Source organism: Pseudoalteromonas sp. PSi26 (assembly GCF_054960575.1).
On sequence record NZ_JBHNYT010000005.1, the window covers coordinates 104,551 to 122,418 of the forward strand.

A 17,868-nucleotide genomic window follows, 5' to 3' on the forward strand; every position below is an offset into this window, starting at 1 on the left:
CTAGGCTTCCTTTTTTTATGCCCTACATACTAGCCAATTAGTATAAGTTGCTTGAGTATCAGCGGCGCTTATGGAAGAATTCAGGCTTTAAAAATAAACTCTCATACTAGGGGACAATGATATGCGCATTATTCTTTTGGGCGCGCCGGGTGCAGGTAAAGGTACTCAAGCTCAGTTTTTAATGGACAAGTACGGTATTCCACAAATTTCTACTGGCGATATGCTACGTGCTGCAATTAAAGAAGGCACTCCACTTGGCTTAGAAGCAAAAAAAGTAATGGACGCAGGTCAGCTAATTTCTGACGATATTATTATTGGTTTAGTTAAAGAGCGTATTGCTAAAGCTGATTGCGAAAAAGGTTTTTTACTAGATGGCTTTCCACGTACCATTCCACAAGCAGATGCAATGAAAGAAAATGGCGTAGTAGTTGATCACGTTATTGAATTTGATGTTGCTGATGAAGTAATTGTTGAGCGTATGGGCGGACGTCGTGTTCATCCTGGCTCGGGTCGTGTTTACCATGTTGTTTACAATCCACCAAAAGTGGAAGGTAAAGACGATGAAACAGGTGAAGAGTTAATTGTGCGTGCTGACGACACAGAAGAGACAGTGCGTAAACGTCTAGGTATTTACCATGAGCAAACTATGCCGTTGGTTGATTATTACCAAGCTGAAGCAGCTGCAGGCAACACGCAGTACCATAAACTTGACGGTACACAAGCTGTAGAAGTTGTAAGTGCACAGTTAGGTGAGCTTTTAGGTTAATTTAAAGCGCACAAAAAAAACCGCCAGCTGGCGGTTTTTTTGTTTTACAGAGAGATCTATAAGGTTTTAAGCGTTTTTATTACGCTTTCATATTCTGGCTCGGTAGATAGGTTACTCACTAATTGCTTATAAATCACTTTGTGACTTTTATCGAGTATAAAAATAGAGCGCGTTAGAAGCCCCATATCTTTTATAATCACACCATATTTTTGGCCAAAATCACGCCATACCGAATCAGATAATGTGATGACTTTATCTATGTTCTCTGCTTTACAAAATCGTTTTTGGGCAAACGGTAAATCAGCACTTACAGTCAATATTTCAATACTTGGAAATTGCAGCGCCACTTTTTCGTTAAAGTGCTTAGTTTGTAAACTACACACACCGGTATCTAAACTTGGTACTACGCTAATTAGTAATGCTTGCCCTTTGTAGTTTTTGAGCGTTACAGGCGTAAAGTTACCATCAACTACTTTAAAGTCAGGCGCACTTTCACCTACTGAGACACCTTCACCCATTAAAGTAATTGGTTTGCCCTGTACTGACACTTTTCCTGCATCTAGTGTATTTTCTGGGTAATCGGCTGCCATAGCAACGGAGCAAAATGCACTCAGCACAAACGCGAAGGTACGATACATAAGGTATTTCCTTTTAAATTAACGCAATAAGCGACAGTGTATTATACTGCGTATGAGTAACCAAGCGATTATGCGTTCTTGCTTGATAAGAATTAGTTATGAGATTTATAAATTGTAAACCGCTGAAACTTTGATTAACATATAGTTACAAAAAATATCTTAAATAATAAAAATAAAAGCCACTATCATTTTGTGATGTTAATACTTGGTTTAAAAATAGAGAGATAGTATGCCAACATCAGTATTAGTATGTGATGATTCCAAATTAGCGAGGCGCCAGTTAGCTCGCTCATTGCCGGAAGACTGGGACATAAAGGTTGAGTTTGCAATTAACGGTGTTGATTGCATAAAGCAAATAAAAGCGGTTGACCCAGAAATTCTATTCCTTGATTTAAACATGCCTGAAATGGACGGGTATGAAGTGTTGATGGCAATGAAAGAGTTAGGCTTAAATGTGCTTACTGTTGTGGTATCTGGCGACATACAACCTAATGCCCACCAACGAGTGCTTGATTTAGGCGCTATCGATTTTATTCAAAAACCCTGCTCACCAGAAAAGCTTGCCGAAATAATAGAGCATCATGGAATTAAAGACAAAGCCATGCGTGAACGCTTGTCTCATGCATTAGGTGAGCAAGTTGACCCTGACGTTCGAGACATCTACCAAGAACTGACGAATGTCGCAATGGGGCAGGCTGGTGACTTACTAGCAAGGTTACTCAATGTATTTGTCGAATTACCAATCCCTAATGTAAATATTTTAGAGGTGAGTGAGCTAGATATGGCACTTCGCTCCATAGATAATAATGCGTCTACTTCTGGTGTGTGCCAGGGCTTTATAGGTGGTGGTGTATCTGGCGAAGCATTATTATTACTCAACGATTCTAGTTTTAAAGAAATTGCATCTTTAATGAATTATGACGGTGTACTCACCGACAACGTTGAGCTTGAGCTACTCATGGATATTAGTAATATCCTTATTGGTGCAATTCTTACGGGTCTTTCTAAACAGCTCGACATGTCATTCAGCCAAGGACACCCAATTGTGTTAGGTCAGCATAGGGATGTTTCTGAACTGGTAAAAGCAAACAAGTCTCGTTGGCAACGCACTCTTGCAATTGAAATTAGCTATGGCATTGAAAATCACAACATAAACTGTGATTTAATGTTGTTATTTACCGAAGACTCACTAAAAACTTTGAAATACAAAGTTGCTTACCTATTAGAAGATTAAGTTATGGCTGCTGATTTAGATATGAATGAGATCCATTGGTTAATGGATATGTTTAATACCGTTGATGTGGGTCTTGTTGTACTTGATAGAGATTACCGAGTGTGTGTTTGGAATGGGTTTATGGAAAACCATTCCGGCTTATTACCAAGTGCGGTAAAGCATAAAGATTTATTTGATTTGTTTCCTGCAATAGACGAAAAATGGTTTAGAAGTAAATCTGAATCAGTATTTGTTTTAAAAAATCGCTCATTCACAATATGGGAACAGCAACCTTATATATTTAGGTTTAAAAATTACCGTCCTATCACTGGTAAAGCCGAGTATATGTATCAAAATGCAACTTTTATACCTTTAACTAATATTCGTGCAGAAGTCAGTCATATATGTATTATCTTATATGATGTAACTGATATTGCGGTAAATAAAAAAGAATTAGAGGATTTAAATGCCCGCCTAGAGCAAGTAAGCCAAACAGATAGCCTCACTCAATTGTATAACCGTGGTCATTGGGAGAGTACGCTCAAGCAAGAGTTTTTGCGTACTAAGCGCAATGGCGGTTCTAGTGCATTGCTGATGTTTGATATCGATCGATTTAAAGTCGTAAATGATGAATATGGACACACGTGTGGTGATGAAGCACTACGCCACTTGTCAAAACTTTTAAAAACGACACTACGCGAAACGGACATCGCAGGAAGGTACGGTGGTGAGGAGTTTGTAGTTACTTTATTAGATACCGATGAAAAGGGTGCTGAAATTTTTGCTGAACGCTTAAGGGTATTAATTGAGCAAAGTCCTGTTATGTATAAACAACTTGAAGTTAAAGTCACTGTGAGTATTGGTTTTGCTTGTTTTAGTAATGAGTTTAAAGACCATGAGCGCTGGATAGAAGCTGCAGATAAAGCTATGTATCAATCTAAAAAGAATGGACGAAATAAAGTAACTGCCTATGCCGATATAAAAAATGACGCTTAAGCGTCATTTTTTATTAATTATTTTTAGTCTGCCGCTCTGAGTTTAATCACTCGGTTGTATGTCGAGAGTCATCTTTAGGGCATTGTCCGATAGTCGTTATTTTTTCATTATTATCTACTTGTTCAAGTTTTACTTTAAACCCCCATAATCTATAAAAATGCTTAAGTACTTCCTCATGTGTATTTGCTAAAGGTATATTATTGTGCGGGACATACCTAAGCGTTAACGACCGATCCCCTCTGATATCAACATCGTATACTTGAATGTTAGGTTCGTGATTACTTAAATTATATTGAGCAGAAAGCGCTTCCCTTACCGCTTTGTAGCCACTGTCGTTATGAATTGCGCCTATTTCTAAATGCGAAGCGCTTGCGTTATCAATAAGTGTAAAAAGCTTAAAGTCGCGAATTAATTTTGGGGATAAAAACTGGCTTATAAAGCTTTCATCTTTAAAGTTTTGCATAGCAAAATGAAGGGTATCAAGCCAATTACTTCCGGCATATTCAGGAAACCACTTTTTATCTTCTTCCGTTGGGTGTTCGCATAGTCGCCTAATATCAACCATCATATTGAATCCCAGAGCATATGGGTTGATACCTGAATAATACTGACTATTGTAAGGTGGTTGATAAACAACATTTGTATGGCTTTGTAAAAATTCCAGCATAAATGAGTCGGTAAGTTTACCTTCATCATATAGGTGATTTAAAATGGTGTAATGCCAAAAGGTGGCCCAGCCTTCATTCATTACTTGTGTTTGTTTTTGTGGGTAAAAATATTGTGATATTTTACGCACTATACGAATAACTTCACGTTGCCAAGGTTCTAAAAGTGGTGCGTTTTTTTCTATAAAATACAAGATATTTTCTTGCGGCTCTTGAGGAAAGTGGCGTTCTTTCTTTTTTGCTTCTTGGTGATGTTCGGGGATTGTTCGCCATAATTCGTTCACTTGAGATTGCAAATAAGCCTCGCGTTCTTCTTGGCGCTTTTGCTCTTCGCATAACGAAATTTGTTGCGGGCGTTTATAACGATCAACGCCATAGTTCATGAGTGCGTGGCATGAGTCTAGTAAGGTTTCTACTGCCGTCAAACCGTATTTTTCTTCGCAGCGACGTATATAATTTTTAGAAAATACCAGGTAATCAATGATAGAGCTGGCATCAGTCCATGTTTTAAATAAATAATTACCTTTAAAAAAAGAGTTGTGGCCATAACATGCGTGCGCCATAACTAGTGCTTGCATCGGTAACGTATTTTCTTCCATTAAATATGCAATACAGGGGTCTGAATTAATCACTATTTCATACGCGAGGCCCATTTGTCCGCGTTTATAGTTTTGCTCAGTTTGAATGAATTTTTTCCCGTAAGACCAATGGTTGTAACCAATAGGCATCCCAACACTTGAGTACGCATCCATCATTTGTTCGGCGGTGATCACCTCTATCTGATTAGGGTAAGTGTCTAACCGGTAAAAGTCTGCAACGCGGGCTATTTCTGTTTGATACTCAGTTAACAAATCAAAAGTCCAGTCAGGGCCGTCACTCATTCGTTTAGTATTCATATTAATACCTCGCTTGGTTATGCAGCCCCTTGTTGTTGCCGACCTTTTTTAAAAAGCTCCCTAAATATAGGGTAAATGTCTTCAACACTTTGAATGTGCTGTATGGCAAAGTTGGAATGTGTTTGCGTAATATTTAAATATTCTCGCCATAGGCTTTGATGAGCACGTGTTGTGATTTCAATGTAGGCAAAATAGCGAACAGCATCTAAAATACTATTACGTAATATTTGTCCGCAATGAGGAGTATCGTCAGCCCAGTTATCACCGTCAGATGCTTGTGCTGCATATACATTCCATTCGTCTGCGTTGTAACGCTCTTTAATTATTTTATCCATCAGTTTAAGTGCGCTCGATACGATAGTTCCCCCAGTTTCTTGAGAGTAAAAAAATGTTTGTTCGTCTACTTCAGTCGCTTGCGTATGATGACGGATATAGACCACTTCAATGTTTTTATAACTGCGCGTTAAAAATTGATATAGTAAAATATAAAATCGTTTTGCCATATCTTTTGTGGCTTGGTCCATAGAGCCTGACACATCCATAATACAAAACATAACCGCTTTGCTGGTGGGGTGGGGGCGCTTCTCGTAATTTCTAAAACGCAAGTCGTAGTTATCAATAAATGGCACAGCTTTAATTTGCTGTTTGAGTAGGTTTATTTCTTTTTGTAAAAGTGCAACAGCGGCTTTATCGCTATGAGGTTCGTGTATTAATATTTTTAGCTGAGCTTCTAAATCGGCTAAGCGGCGCTTTTTTCCAGCGCTCATCGCAACACGTCGAGCGAGTGATCCTTGTAACGAACGAACAATATCAATATTACTTGGCATACCTTCACTGCAAAAACCGGCTCGGTGGGTTTTCATTTGTACAAGTTTATCAAGTTGATTTTCTTGAAGATTAGGTAGTTCTAAATTTTCAAAAAGTAAATCGAGGTACTCATCTTTTGAGATAGAGAACACAAATTCATCTTGACCTTCGCCAGAGTCGCTTGCCTCACCTTGTCCAGAACCATCACCTTGACCACCTTTTGGTCGTTCTATTTTGTCGCCTTTTGCAAACTGATCGTTACCTGGGTGTATTTGTTTTTTATTTCCGCCTTTACCTTGATGAAAGGTAGGCTCGCTGATATCACGTTCCGGAATAGATATACTTTCCCCCGATGTAGAGTCGGTTACACTGCGTTTATTTATTGCATCTGACACCGCTTCTTTTATCTGTTTTTTATAACGCCTAATGAAGCGTTGACGATTTACGGTGCTTTTATTTTTACCGTTTAAGCGTCTGTCTATGAAATGCGCCATAATGACCTCCTAAAACCACAACCATGAAGGTTATTGTGATTTCCTAACACGTAGGTACCACTCAGATAACAATCGGACTTGCTTTTGTGTATAGCCTTTCTCGACCATGCGATTAACAAAGTCTTCGTGTTTTTGCTGATCTTCAGCTGAGGTTTTAGTATTAAACGAAATAACAGGCAACAGATCTTCAGTGTTTGAAAACATTTTTTTCTCAATGACAGTGCGTAATTTTTCATAACTCGTCCACAGCGGGTTTTTGCCATTGTTATGAGCCCGTGCGCGTAGTACAAAATTGACTATTTCGTTACGAAAATCTTTAGGGTTAGAAATGCCCGCTGGTTTTTCAATTTTCTCAAGCTCTGCATTGAGTGCAGCTCGGTCAAATAATTGGCCTGTATCAGGGTCACGATATTCTTGATCTTGAATCCAAAAATCGGCATAAATAACATAGCGATCAAATATGTTTTGCCCATATTCTGAGTATGATTCCAAATACGCAGTTTGAAGTTCCTTACCAATAAATTCAACATACTGAGGAATTAAATAGCCTTTTAAAAAGCTCAAGTAGCGTTCTTCAACATCGCTGCTGAATTGTTCACGTTCTATCTGTTGTTCAAGTACATAAAATAAGTGAACAGGATTTGCGGCTACTTCTGTGTTATCAAAATTAAACACCCGAGATAAAATTTTAAATGCAAAGCGAGTAGAAAGGCCCGTCATGCCTTCATCCACCCCTGCGTAATCGCGATACTCTTGATACGACTTTGCTTTTGGATCAGTGTCTTTGAGTGTTTCACCATCGTACACTCGCATTTTAGAATATAGGCTTGAGTTTTCAGGCTCTTTTAATCGTGAAAGAGTTGTAAATTGTGCCAAAGCTTTTAAGGTGCCAGGCGCGCAAGGAGCGCTATGAAGTTCACTATGCTGAAGAAGTTTGTCGTAAATTTTAATTTCTTCTGTGACACGCAAACAATAAGGTACCTTGACTATGTATACACGGTCTAAAAAGGCTTCATTATTTTTGTTATTTTTAAAGGTTTGCCATTCAGATTCGTTTGAATGAGCGAGGATCATGCCATTAAAGGGAAGAGCGCTAATACCTTCAGTCCCATTGTAATTACCTTCTTGCGTGGCCGTTAGTAGTGGATGGAGTACTTTGATAGGGGCTTTAAACATCTCTACAAATTCCATTAAGCCTTGATTTGCCATACAAAGTGAACCTGAGTAAGCATAGGCATCGGGGTCATTTTGCGCAAAATGTTCAAGCTGACGTATATCTACTTTGCCTACTAATGCGGATATATCTTGGTTGTTTTCATCGCCTGGCTCTGTTTTTGCGATGCCTATTTGATTAAGAATAGATGGGTAACGTTTTACCACTCTAAACTTACTTATATCGCCATGAAACTCTTTCAGCCGTTTGCCTGCCCAGGGTGACATAATTGTTTTTAAATAACGTGGCTTAATACCGTATTCTTGCTCTAGCACATTAGCGTCTTCAATGGGATCAAACAGAGATAATGGATGATCGTTTACCGGTGACCCTTTAATTGAATAGATGGGTACTTGTTGCATGAGGTACTTTAGTTTTTCAGCAATAGATGATTTGCCACCGCCGACTGGACCTAATAGGTAGAGAACTTGTTTACACTCTTCAAGCCCTTGAGCGGCGTGTTTTAAATAAGAAACAATTTGTTCAATGGCATCCTCCATACCATAAAAATCGGTAAAGGCAGGGTAGCGTGCAACTACTCTATTTGAAAATAACCGACTGAGGCGTGCGTCCGTTGCGGTATCAACCATTGTGGGTTCACCTATGGCCATTAAAAGGCGCTCTGGTGCACTCGCGTAGGCAGATTTATCGGTTTTACATATCTCAAGAAACTCGGCGATACTGTACTCTTCTTCTTGTGCCGCTTCGTAACGTGCTTGGTAATGCTCAAAAATCGTCATAATAACCTCCGAAACCCGCTGTAAAAGGTGCTTACATTTTAAAGTTTAGTCGCGAAAGTCTATGTTTGTGGAATAAAATTAAAAATTTAAGTGAAAAAAGATCATGTTGAAGAAGGCTATTTTGTCAAATTACAGAGTTTAAAAGTATAAATAATAGGCATAAAAAAAGACGCTTTAGCGTCTTTTTTAAATTAGCGGTAAGTGCTAATTAAGCGAAGTTTGCGTTTGCAAATTCCCAGTTAACAAGTGACCAAAAACCTTTAAGGTAATCTGGACGCACGTTACGGTAATCAATGTAGTATGCGTGTTCCCATAAATCTACAGTAAGAACAGGTGTAACGCCTTCGTCAGTTAGTGGTGTAGCAGCGTTAGATGTGTTAACGATGTCTAAAGAGCCATCGGCAAGTTTTACTAACCAAGTCCAGCTTGAACCAAAGTTATTTACTGCTTTGTCGTTTAATGCATCTTTGAACGCATCAAAAGAACCCCATTTAGCGTTAATTGCATCTGCAATTGCGCCAGTAGGCTCGCCGCCGCCATTTGGAGATAGGCTGTTCCAGTAAAACGTGTGATTCCAGATTTGCGCTGCGTTGTTAAATACACCGCCTTCTGATGTACATACGATTTCTTCTAGAGATTTGTTTTCAAACTCTGTACCAGGGATCAAACCGTTAAGCTTAACAACATAAGTGTTGTGGTGCTTACCGTGGTGAAACTCTAATGTTTCTTTTGAAATATGTGGCTCAAGTGCGTCGATTGCATACGGTAGTGACGGTAGTTCAAATGCCATTTTTTATCTCCATCTTTTTTAGTTGATAGTCCATTTGGTAATACGTAATGCCTGTTGAAACAGACCACTTACCTATACCAAGTGGGAATATAGTGTTACTATAATTGTTGAGTATTTTACTCAAGTTTAAGCAAACAGCAATGCTATTGCGAAAGACTATTTCAATTGTGGCTTTATTTGCCCATTTTAAGTTATATATTTATGGTCACGATGAGTTATTTTCAAGACCTAAGTATATTCAGCTATCGTTACTTTGAGGTTGTAGATGGAAACCATTGATAAAATTAAACAGCAAATTTCAGAAAACCCAATTATCCTTTTCATGAAAGGGTCACCTAAGTTACCAAACTGTGGTTTTTCTTCACAAGCTTCACAAGCACTTATGTCGTGTGGCGAACCGTTTGCATACGTTGATATTTTACTAAACCCAGACATTCGTGCTGAGCTTCCTGCGTACGCAAATTGGCCTACATTCCCACAACTTTGGGTTGAGGGTGAGCTAATTGGTGGTTGTGATATCATCATCGAAATGTTCCAACGCGGTGAATTACAACCGTTAATCACAGAAACAGCGGCTAAGTACAAAGAAGCTGACGCTGAGTAATCTTATTTTGTGAGCGCTATTTCTATAGTGCTGTGATAATAAAAGCCACGTTAAGTGGCTTTATTGTCTTTAGTTTTTTACAACATCAGTTATCTGCACGGCAGTGTAACTTGCACGTTTAGACCACCACTTAATTTATTATGTAAGCTTATTTGTCCTTTATGTGCTTCAGCAATCTCTCTGCACAAAGCTAACCCCAAACCACTTCCTGTACTTTTTGTAGAATAAAAAGGTACAAGGGCGTTAGCCATAACCTGCTCACTCATGCCTTTTCCGCCATCGCTTACATCTACTATGCAAGTATTACTAAAGAACGTTACATCTATGTTTATTTTAGACGGATTTGAGCCTGACTCGTGTGCATTTTTGACTAAGTTGATAAGCAACTGCTCAAGTTGTGCCTGATCTGCATGTAATATGCTTTGGGTGCTGCTTACTGTGTAGCTAAACTGCCATTGTCTATTCAGATCATTTAATGTGTTTTGCCAATTTATCGCTGACTTTTGTGGTGTAGGGAGCTTTGCAAATTTGCCATAGCCTTGAACAAACTCAGTCAAGTGACTTATTCTTTCATCGATTGTTGAAAACACTCTTGCAAGGCGAGGCTCATCTACGCGGCTAGCTAAAAGCTGAGCGCTGTGCAGCATTGATGACATAGGGCCAAGTGAATTATTAAGCTCGTGGCTTATTATTCGAATAACTTTTTTCCATACTGCTACTTCTTGGCGGCTGAGTTCACGGGTAAGTTGTTTAAATATGTACAAGTGATGTTTTTGATTATTAAGCAAAAACTCGCCAGTCGATAAATGCCAAGTTTGAGAATCGTGACTATCTACTTCAATATTAAACAAACCATCCACGCCTTGTTCAATAGCATTAGTAAGCTGAATAGGTGCATCAGACAATAACTCGTGAAGCTGCGTGCCTTCTAGTTGTGTTTTGCTATTAAATAAAGTGCGGCTGACTAAGTTACTAAATACAACAACTTTGTTATCGTTAACAAGTAAAAGAGCTTGTGGAGAGCTCTGTAATACTTTATCTAACATTAACTCTCGTTGATAAATCCACTGTTTTTCTTGACGAAGTTGTTTTGCCGTTTGATTATAAAGCAGACATAGTTTTCCTAACTCATCGTTATTTTTGTAGGCTAATAAACTAGAAAGCTCACCATCTTTAAAATTAAGTAAGCCGGTTTCTAGCGATTGCAACCCTAGCTTAATAGGCTTTGTTAAGGCTCTAGCAAGCAAAAGACTTGTTAGCATAGCTGCCATGACCAACAACACAGAGTAATACAGCGGATGTTGTGCAATTATTATAATGCTAACAACAGGTAAAACGCTGCATAAAACACATATAGCCATTACTTTTTGAGTTAATGATAAGCCACTAATAAAATTAAACATTAGTAATCAATACCCATTTTTTGTAAGCGCCTATAGAGTGCTTGACGGCTTAAGCCAAACTCTCGTGCTACTTTGGCTATAACCCCCTGATTAGCGCGTATTGATTGTTCAATTTCGAATTTTGTAGGTTCTTTTTTTACGTCGTTATTTTTTATCAGCGACGACGGGGTTAGGCCAAAATCTTCGGCACTAAGCAAACCGTTAGGCTTTATTACACCAACACGCTTACACGCGTTTTCAAGTTCTCTTACATTACCTGGCCATTGGTATCGATTAAGGGCTTGCTCTGCATCAATACTTAGCTCTCTATGTGGTAAAAAGTGATTAATGAGTGGCGCTATATCATCAACGCGCTCACAAAGCGCAGGTACGTTTAACTCAATAACGTTAAGGCGATAGTACAAATCTTCTCTAAAACGCCCTTCGGTTATTGCTTGTAATAAATTTTCGTTGGTGGCTGATATAACACGTACAGTTACTTTGCGCGTTTGTGTGGACCCTAACCGTTCAAATTCACCTGTTTGTAACACTCTTAGCAACTTCATTTGCCCAGAAAGTGGCAAGTTGCCAATTTCATCTAAAAATAATGTTCCACCATCGGCTGCCTCAAAACGACCTATACGTTGCTTGCTTATACCAGTATAAGCACCTGCTTCAGCACCAAATAATTCAGCCTCCAAAAGCTCTTGGGGTAGGGCGCCGGCATTGACCTTTATGAAGGGCTGATTTATTAGTGAAGAGTTTTTTTGAATAATAGTGGCAATACACTCTTTACCACTGCCATTAGGGCCTGTTATGAGTGCAGAAATATCAGATTTAGCCACTTGTAATGCCATTGTGACCAATCGCTCCATTGCGGTACTTTTAAAAATAAGGCCTGCTAAGTTAGCAGTGTTATATTTATTATCTCGCTCTTTTTGTTGGCGGTTGTGCATGGCCACAAGTTGCTTAGTGCGCCCTAGCTCTATTAAGTTAGTAATACACGTAAGAAGCTTATGGTCGTCCCATGGTTTAGGAAGGTAATCGGCTGCACCTGCTTTAACGAGTTCAATAGCCGTTGACAATTCAGTCCAAGCGGTTATTAGTATAATAGGAAGGTGTGGGTTCTCTTCACGCAGCGCATAAAACAAAGTTTTACCTTCTTCGCCTGAGGTGGTATCGCTGGTAAAATTCATATCTTGAATAACGAGAGCAATGCGTTGGTACTGCACAATTTGAATAGCTTCAAAGGGCGTTGTTGCGGTAACTACATTAAAGTTATGTATTTCCAGTAGTAATGATAATGCCTCTAAAACAGCCGGGTTATCATCAACGATAAGTATTTTTTCCATGTGAATTTAATCGCTGTTTATTATTATTTAGAAAATGCTACACCGTATTTTGCCAGTGTAGCATAGGTTGGTAGCAGCGCTATATGGTTCGCGTTGCGATACTTGGCGAAATATTTGCTGCACGCTTAGCAGGACCAAATACAGCTAGAAGGCTCATGATGAAAACCATAACAGCAGTCGCTGCGACATAGCCTAAGGGTAATGCAGCTATTGAAAAGTGTTGCATTAGCAATTGCCCAAGTATGAGGGCCGCAATGACGCCTAAAACTAACCCAGCAGTGCAAATCAATGCATTTTCAACTAAAAAGTAATTGATAATTGAAGATTTACGAGCGCCCAAAGCGCGACGGGTTCCAATTTGTTTGGTGCGCTTACTTATATTGAATAAAGTTAAGCCAAAGATCCCTAAAGCGGTGACAAGTAAAAGTATAGTAATAAGCACAACTAACATACGCATCATCAATGTGTCTTCAGCCATATATTGCGCTTTGTCTTGATCTAAACCACGAATTCGAATAATCACACGCTTGTTATAATTTTTAAGCATTGCGTCTTCAATCTGTTTAGCTATGTCTGCACGCTCGTTGGACGCAGTGCGAACTAAAAAGTTGCCAGATATATTGGGATTAATGTAAGGAATTAATGCGATATTATTTGGGCGGCTGTCTTTTAACCAAGGCCCTTTTGCATGCTTAATTACACCAACAACTTTCAGTGGAATATCACCAAGAAAAATCGTTTTTCCTAAGCCCTCTTCATCAGGAAAAAGCTCATTGAGTAATGCTTGAGTGACAATTGTAACATTGGCTCGTTGATCATTATCGTTAGTGACAACGATTTCATCTTGAGTAAAATTTCGTCCTGCAACAAGCTCAACGCCAAGTGTATTAATTGCATGGTCATCCGTAAAAAAGTAAGCCGTTCTTGCTGAAAGCCCTGGCTCTGGTGCTGAGTTAATACTCAAGTCAGATGAGCTGCCACTACCTGATAACGGTATGTTGTTAATATATATCGCGTCTTTAACGCCGGGTAAAGCTCGAAGCATGGCTTCATCAAGTTCAAATTGCTGATGGCTTTGAACATCTTTACCAAAATGCATGACATGAAAAGCAAGTATTTCGTCTTCCTGGTAGCCAGTTTCTTGATTAAGGTAGGTTACTCTGTCTTGAATTATAAATGCTGCGTTACTAACAATTGCAGTAGTAATTGCTATTTGTATAAGTAGCAAAATTGCACCCACCTTAGATCGACACAGCGCATGAAAAATAGGTTTAATTTCTAATATCATTGTGTTCGTCCTTATTGGCTTTTTAGATAAATTGCAGGGTTGGTTTTACACACCAGCCAAGCAGGATAAAGCCCGGCAATTACACAAGTACTGATTGCAATAAGTGGGGCGCTTAGTAACATACTTAAATCCATAGTCGCTAAGCTTTCGTAATAACTGTAGCTCTGACGAACACCTAATAGGCCAAACTGCGCAAATACAATCCCAAGTAGCCCGCCCAAAAGCCCTAACATAGCGACTTCAATGATATGTTGCATAAAAATTTGTCGCTTATTAGCACCAAGTGCACGGCGTACACCTACCTCTGGCGCTCGACGTAAAAATTTGGCAAGTAATAAGCCAAGTATATTAGCCAAACACACAGCCAAAAACATAAAACTTAGAGCCACTAAAATTTTGTTATCTTCACTAACCACATTATTGTAAGCCATCCATTGATTAACATCTCGAAGGCCAAAAGCGAGCTCTTTACGATTAAATCGACCGAGCTTTTGCTGCTCTTGCATATAAGCTAATAAGTAATTCTCGTAATCATTTTTTTGTTGCTCGGTCGTTAATTCAACCCAGAATTGAATCCAAACCATTTCTGACTGTAATTTGGCAGTAAAACTTCGAACATCTTCATGCTTCCAACCATTAGTATTTCCCCAATTACCAAGTTGCTTTGCCTCAAGAAGGCTAAATGGCATAAAAAGTTGTTCGGGTTGGTTAAATGCACCATTGTTTAAGTCGTAATATTTGATGGTTAGTGGCCAGTTCTTTGTAACGCCAATCACTTCGTAACTAGCATCGTCAAGGTAAATAACCTGACCCACTGAATTTTTGCCAGCAAATAACTTATCGTTTAACTCCTCGCTAATGACAACAACGGGCGCTGCGTTGTCTTCTTGTTGCTGTGACCACTTGCTACCATGTAAAAATTCGAGGTCAAACATATTAAAAAATTCAGGAGTGGTAAGTCTTGCACTTTGACTAAACGGTTTTACTTTGTCAGAGTCTATGTAAACAGAAAAACCACTTCGTACCATCTTTAAACGTTGAGCACCTACTTGGGATTGATAAAGATTCGCAGCATCTTGATAAGTTAGTTGAAGAGGCTGATTATCTGACGTCCACCATGTGCTTCCATCGTCCATTATCTGTAACTGCACACTAAAAAGCTGACTGCTCTTGTGCGGGATTGGATCGGCCGACATCATGTGATACACACTCAAACTAGTCATGGTGATGCCAATACCAATTGCTATGGCAAGTACCATTAAAAAGCTTACGAGTGGTGTGCGTTTAAAGCTACGCCAACTCAGATCAATATAATGAACCAGCATGAATTATACTCCTTGTGCGACTTTTATTGGCTGTGTACCTTGGTACAAAGTAAAGTCAGCAAGTTGTCCATCAACTACTTGAATGTTGCGCGGTGCGCGGCGGGCTAATTCACTGTCATGTGTCACCATTATAATGGTGGCTCCATCGCGATTTATTTGCTCAAGTAATTCCATCACTTGGCGAGCCATTAGGCTGTCTAAGTTACCGGTGGGCTCATCGGCAAGTAAAAAACGTGGTTCGCCAGCAAGTGCGCGGGCTATAGCGACGCGTTGTTGCTGGCCGCCAGAAAGCTGTTGAGGTAAGTGTTTAGCGCGAGAGGCTAAGCCTACTTGTTCTAAACATTGCTCTATTCTACGTTTACGTTCTTTTGCTTTAATACCTCTATAACGAAGAGGTACTTCAATATTTTCATATAAATTTAAATCTGGTATTAGATTAAAACCCTGAAAAATAAAACCAATTTTTTGATTTCGACAATCGGCACGTTGGTTGTCGTTTAAACTACCCACATTGACACCATCCAAAATATAGTCACCTTCACTAAAGGGTTCTAACATCCCTGCAATATTTAAAAAGGTTGTTTTTCCAGAGCCGCTAGGGCCAGTGACAGCTATAAATTCACCTTCATTTACATTTAGATTAAAGTCTCTTAATGCGTGAGTTTGAACCATTTCAGTTTGGTATACTTTACTTATGTTTTTCATTTGTAACATGGTTTTTCCTTAAATTGGCGCTGGTTGAGAGCGCTTCTAATTTAATAAAAGCGTGTCTGCTTGGTTAAATTGGTTGTAGCTAGAAATTATTATTTCGTCGTTTTCATTTAAGCCGCTTAAAATTTCTACCGCGTTAATGCTGGTGGCACCTACGGATATAGGTATACGTCTTGCAAGATTGCCGTCTATTTTATATGCAACAATGCCGCCTTGTTGCATAAAAGCGCCTCGCTTTACCTGCAGCACATTTTGGCGATTGTCGAGTAAAATACGCGCGGTTAAACGTTGATTTTGGCGAATGTTATTGCTGTTGCCTGCAAAGCGAACACGTGTGGTTACTTCGCGATTATTAACTTCGGGTGATATAGCCGATAGCACCCCCATTATTGTTTCGTTCCCTAATTTAAGCTCTACGTTCATACCTAGCCCGAGTTCATTTGCGTAACTTTCTGGCACCTGTAACTGTGCTTCAAAATGACTTAAATCAACGAGTGTCATTAGAGGCTGACTTTGCGTGACGGCTGCTTTTTGTTGCACAAGCAGATTACCAACAATGCCTGTCACTGTGGCCCGAATTGATAGCTCATTTACTTTTCTATGTAAGTCATCAACGATCAGCTGCTGACGTTCTACATCACTTTTAGCAGCTTGCAATTCAAATGCGAGTGTATCTTTAGCAAGTGCCACCTCTTGCTGTGCGTGTTTATAGGTAAGCTGTGCACGTGATAAGTCGTCTATTGCTTTTTCAAGATCTATTTGGCTTATTAAATGCTTTTTGATAGATAGTTTTGCGCGGCGATCTTCTCTTTTTGCTGCGTTTAATTCTACACTTGCCATATCGAGTGTTTTTGTAAGGGTTAAAGTGTCTCTTCTTGATTGCAGGTGTTGCCTTTTAAGTTCACCCTCTAAGCGTTGCAAAACGGATTGTTGTTGTTTTAACTCATTGGTAAGTTCAGGGCTATGAAGTACAGCAAGCTCGTCGCCTTTGGTAACTGTATCGCCAGCTTTAACGTGCAAGCTTATAAAGCCTGTCTCTGGGCTGTAGATATGTGGTGCATTGGCGGCAACAATTTTTCCACTTGCGGCTACATCGCGAACAAGCGCTTTAATTTCTACTTTTGCTATTTGCACCTTTTCTTGGCTAAATGATTTAGTTGCATCCGAGCCTGACATAACTCCATAAGTCGCAGCAATAATAAGTAAAAACACAGCGATAATTAAAAGAAAACGTTTTTTATGGTTTGCTGGTGTTTTAACTTGTATGTCTTGAGCACTGGTATCTTTAATCATTATTTAACCTTAACTAAATGAATTTATATTTTTTTCAAACATGACATAAAGTAGTGCTGCAAAAATAGCGGCTAGTGGCGAGAGTAAAAATAAGCTTAAAGTGAACATAATTCTTCCAAATAATAATGACTAAATTACACTATACGATTAGCATGCCATGATTTAACCTATTGATATTAATAAACTTAATAGTTTATCTGTTAAAATAATATGTCCGCGGACACTTTATGTGTCCGCTTCGGACACGTAAAAAGCAACATATAAAGAGTAAATACTGCGTTGCGGGTAAAAGAAAACCGATAACGTCGCTACTACAGTGAATTCAAAAGTGTAAGTGTATTTTAAAGCCAAGCTACTCAGGCGATTAAATAGCGGGATGACATTTAAGCTTTGACTGGTTTTATTTTTCTATTTACGAATAATTAATCAAAGTAATGAGTGGTTAAATGACAGCTTTTTAAGCTGAATGAAGAATAAGGAACATAATTCTACCTTTATTTATCCCTTTTATAATTCGTTAATGAAAAGGGGTAATATTATTTGCATAATCCCCACATTTTATAAATTCCTTTAATTGAATATTTATTCACTAATATTTAGGTTTACGTTTACGTAAACTGTATTTTAATTTAGGGCTGTTTTTACAAAATGTTAAACTTGACACCAGTGTCATGAAAAAATAACGATGAAAACAC

At 38.9% G+C, this 17,868-nt stretch carries 15 protein-coding genes; 4 read left to right on the plus strand and 11 right to left on the minus strand.

Translation table 11 applies throughout. The features are described from left to right. The first annotated feature begins 121 nt into the window (after window positions 1-121). Window positions 122-766, plus strand: coding sequence for an adenylate kinase (gene adk, locus ACFI34_RS07065; protein WP_006792401.1), 645 nt, complete (start codon window positions 122-124; stop codon window positions 764-766). 56 nt (window positions 767-822) lie between these two features. Here the strand turns inward: adk and tpx are convergent, their stop codons facing one another. Beyond that, window positions 823-1,404, minus strand: coding sequence for a thiol peroxidase (gene tpx / locus ACFI34_RS07070; RefSeq protein ID WP_462672939.1), 582 nt, complete (start codon window positions 1,402-1,404; stop codon window positions 823-825). Window positions 1,405-1,633: 229 nt separating this feature from the next. Between tpx and ACFI34_RS07075 the strand changes: the two genes are divergently transcribed. Together ACFI34_RS07075 and ACFI34_RS07080 are read left to right on the plus strand one after the other, a co-directional pair. Further along, window positions 1,634-2,638, plus strand: a complete 1,005-nt coding sequence (locus ACFI34_RS07075) for a response regulator (RefSeq protein ID WP_006792403.1) — start codon at window positions 1,634-1,636, stop codon at window positions 2,636-2,638. A gap of 3 nt (window positions 2,639-2,641) precedes the next feature. Then, on the plus strand, window positions 2,642-3,613 hold the full coding sequence (locus ACFI34_RS07080) for a sensor domain-containing diguanylate cyclase (protein ID WP_006792404.1): 972 nt from the start codon (window positions 2,642-2,644) through the stop codon (window positions 3,611-3,613). Window positions 3,614-3,659: 46 nt separating this feature from the next. On the opposite strand, the gene ACFI34_RS07085 is transcribed toward ACFI34_RS07080, so the two are convergent. From ACFI34_RS07085 to ACFI34_RS07100, 4 genes are all read right to left on the minus strand, one after another. Further along, window positions 3,660-5,174 carry a SpoVR family protein gene (locus ACFI34_RS07085; RefSeq protein WP_462672940.1) on the minus strand — a complete coding sequence of 505 codons (1,515 nt, stop codon included), beginning with the start codon at window positions 5,172-5,174 and terminating at the stop codon, window positions 3,660-3,662. Window positions 5,175-5,191: 17 nt separating this feature from the next. Beyond that, window positions 5,192-6,475 carry a YeaH/YhbH family protein gene (locus tag ACFI34_RS07090; protein ID WP_462672941.1) on the minus strand — a complete coding sequence of 428 codons (1,284 nt, stop codon included), beginning with the start codon at window positions 6,473-6,475 and terminating at the stop codon, window positions 5,192-5,194. Window positions 6,476-6,505: 30 nt separating this feature from the next. Further along, window positions 6,506-8,428 carry a PrkA family serine protein kinase gene (locus ACFI34_RS07095; RefSeq protein ID WP_462672942.1) on the minus strand — a complete coding sequence of 641 codons (1,923 nt, stop codon included), beginning with the start codon at window positions 8,426-8,428 and terminating at the stop codon, window positions 6,506-6,508. Window positions 8,429-8,636: 208 nt separating this feature from the next. Next, window positions 8,637-9,218, minus strand: coding sequence for a superoxide dismutase (locus ACFI34_RS07100; RefSeq protein ID WP_462672943.1), 582 nt, complete (start codon window positions 9,216-9,218; stop codon window positions 8,637-8,639). Window positions 9,219-9,483: 265 nt separating this feature from the next. Here ACFI34_RS07100 and ACFI34_RS07105 point away from each other — a divergent pair, with 265 nt between their 5' ends. After that, window positions 9,484-9,822, plus strand: coding sequence for a Grx4 family monothiol glutaredoxin (locus tag ACFI34_RS07105; protein ID WP_006792409.1), 339 nt, complete (start codon window positions 9,484-9,486; stop codon window positions 9,820-9,822). Window positions 9,823-9,911: 89 nt separating this feature from the next. Here ACFI34_RS07105 and ACFI34_RS07110 read toward each other — a convergent pair whose 3' ends face one another. The 6 genes from ACFI34_RS07110 to ACFI34_RS07135 all read right to left on the minus strand — a co-directional run bounded on the left by ACFI34_RS07110 (window position 9,912) and on the right by ACFI34_RS07135 (window position 17,173). Then, window positions 9,912-11,225 (minus strand): sensor histidine kinase, encoded by a 1,314-nt coding sequence (locus ACFI34_RS07110; RefSeq protein ID WP_462672944.1) that lies wholly within the window; start codon window positions 11,223-11,225, stop codon window positions 9,912-9,914. Next, window positions 11,225-12,556 (minus strand): sigma-54-dependent transcriptional regulator, encoded by a 1,332-nt coding sequence (locus tag ACFI34_RS07115; protein ID WP_462672945.1) that lies wholly within the window; start codon window positions 12,554-12,556, stop codon window positions 11,225-11,227. The genes ACFI34_RS07110 and ACFI34_RS07115 overlap by 1 nt, the downstream gene beginning before the upstream one ends. A gap of 79 nt (window positions 12,557-12,635) precedes the next feature. Beyond that, window positions 12,636-13,844 (minus strand): ABC transporter permease, encoded by a 1,209-nt coding sequence (locus tag ACFI34_RS07120; RefSeq protein WP_462672946.1) that lies wholly within the window; start codon window positions 13,842-13,844, stop codon window positions 12,636-12,638. 11 nt (window positions 13,845-13,855) lie between these two features. Next, on the minus strand, window positions 13,856-15,169 hold the full coding sequence (locus ACFI34_RS07125; RefSeq protein ID WP_039036757.1) for an ABC transporter permease: 1,314 nt from the start codon (window positions 15,167-15,169) through the stop codon (window positions 13,856-13,858). Between the two features lie 3 nt (window positions 15,170-15,172). Continuing rightward, window positions 15,173-15,883 carry an ABC transporter ATP-binding protein gene (locus tag ACFI34_RS07130; RefSeq protein ID WP_006792414.1) on the minus strand — a complete coding sequence of 237 codons (711 nt, stop codon included), beginning with the start codon at window positions 15,881-15,883 and terminating at the stop codon, window positions 15,173-15,175. Between the two features lie 36 nt (window positions 15,884-15,919). Further along, a complete protein-coding gene (locus ACFI34_RS07135) occupies window positions 15,920-17,173 on the minus strand; it encodes an efflux RND transporter periplasmic adaptor subunit (RefSeq protein ID WP_462672947.1) in 1,254 nt (417 codons plus the stop codon). Window positions 17,174-17,868 lie beyond the last annotated feature (695 nt).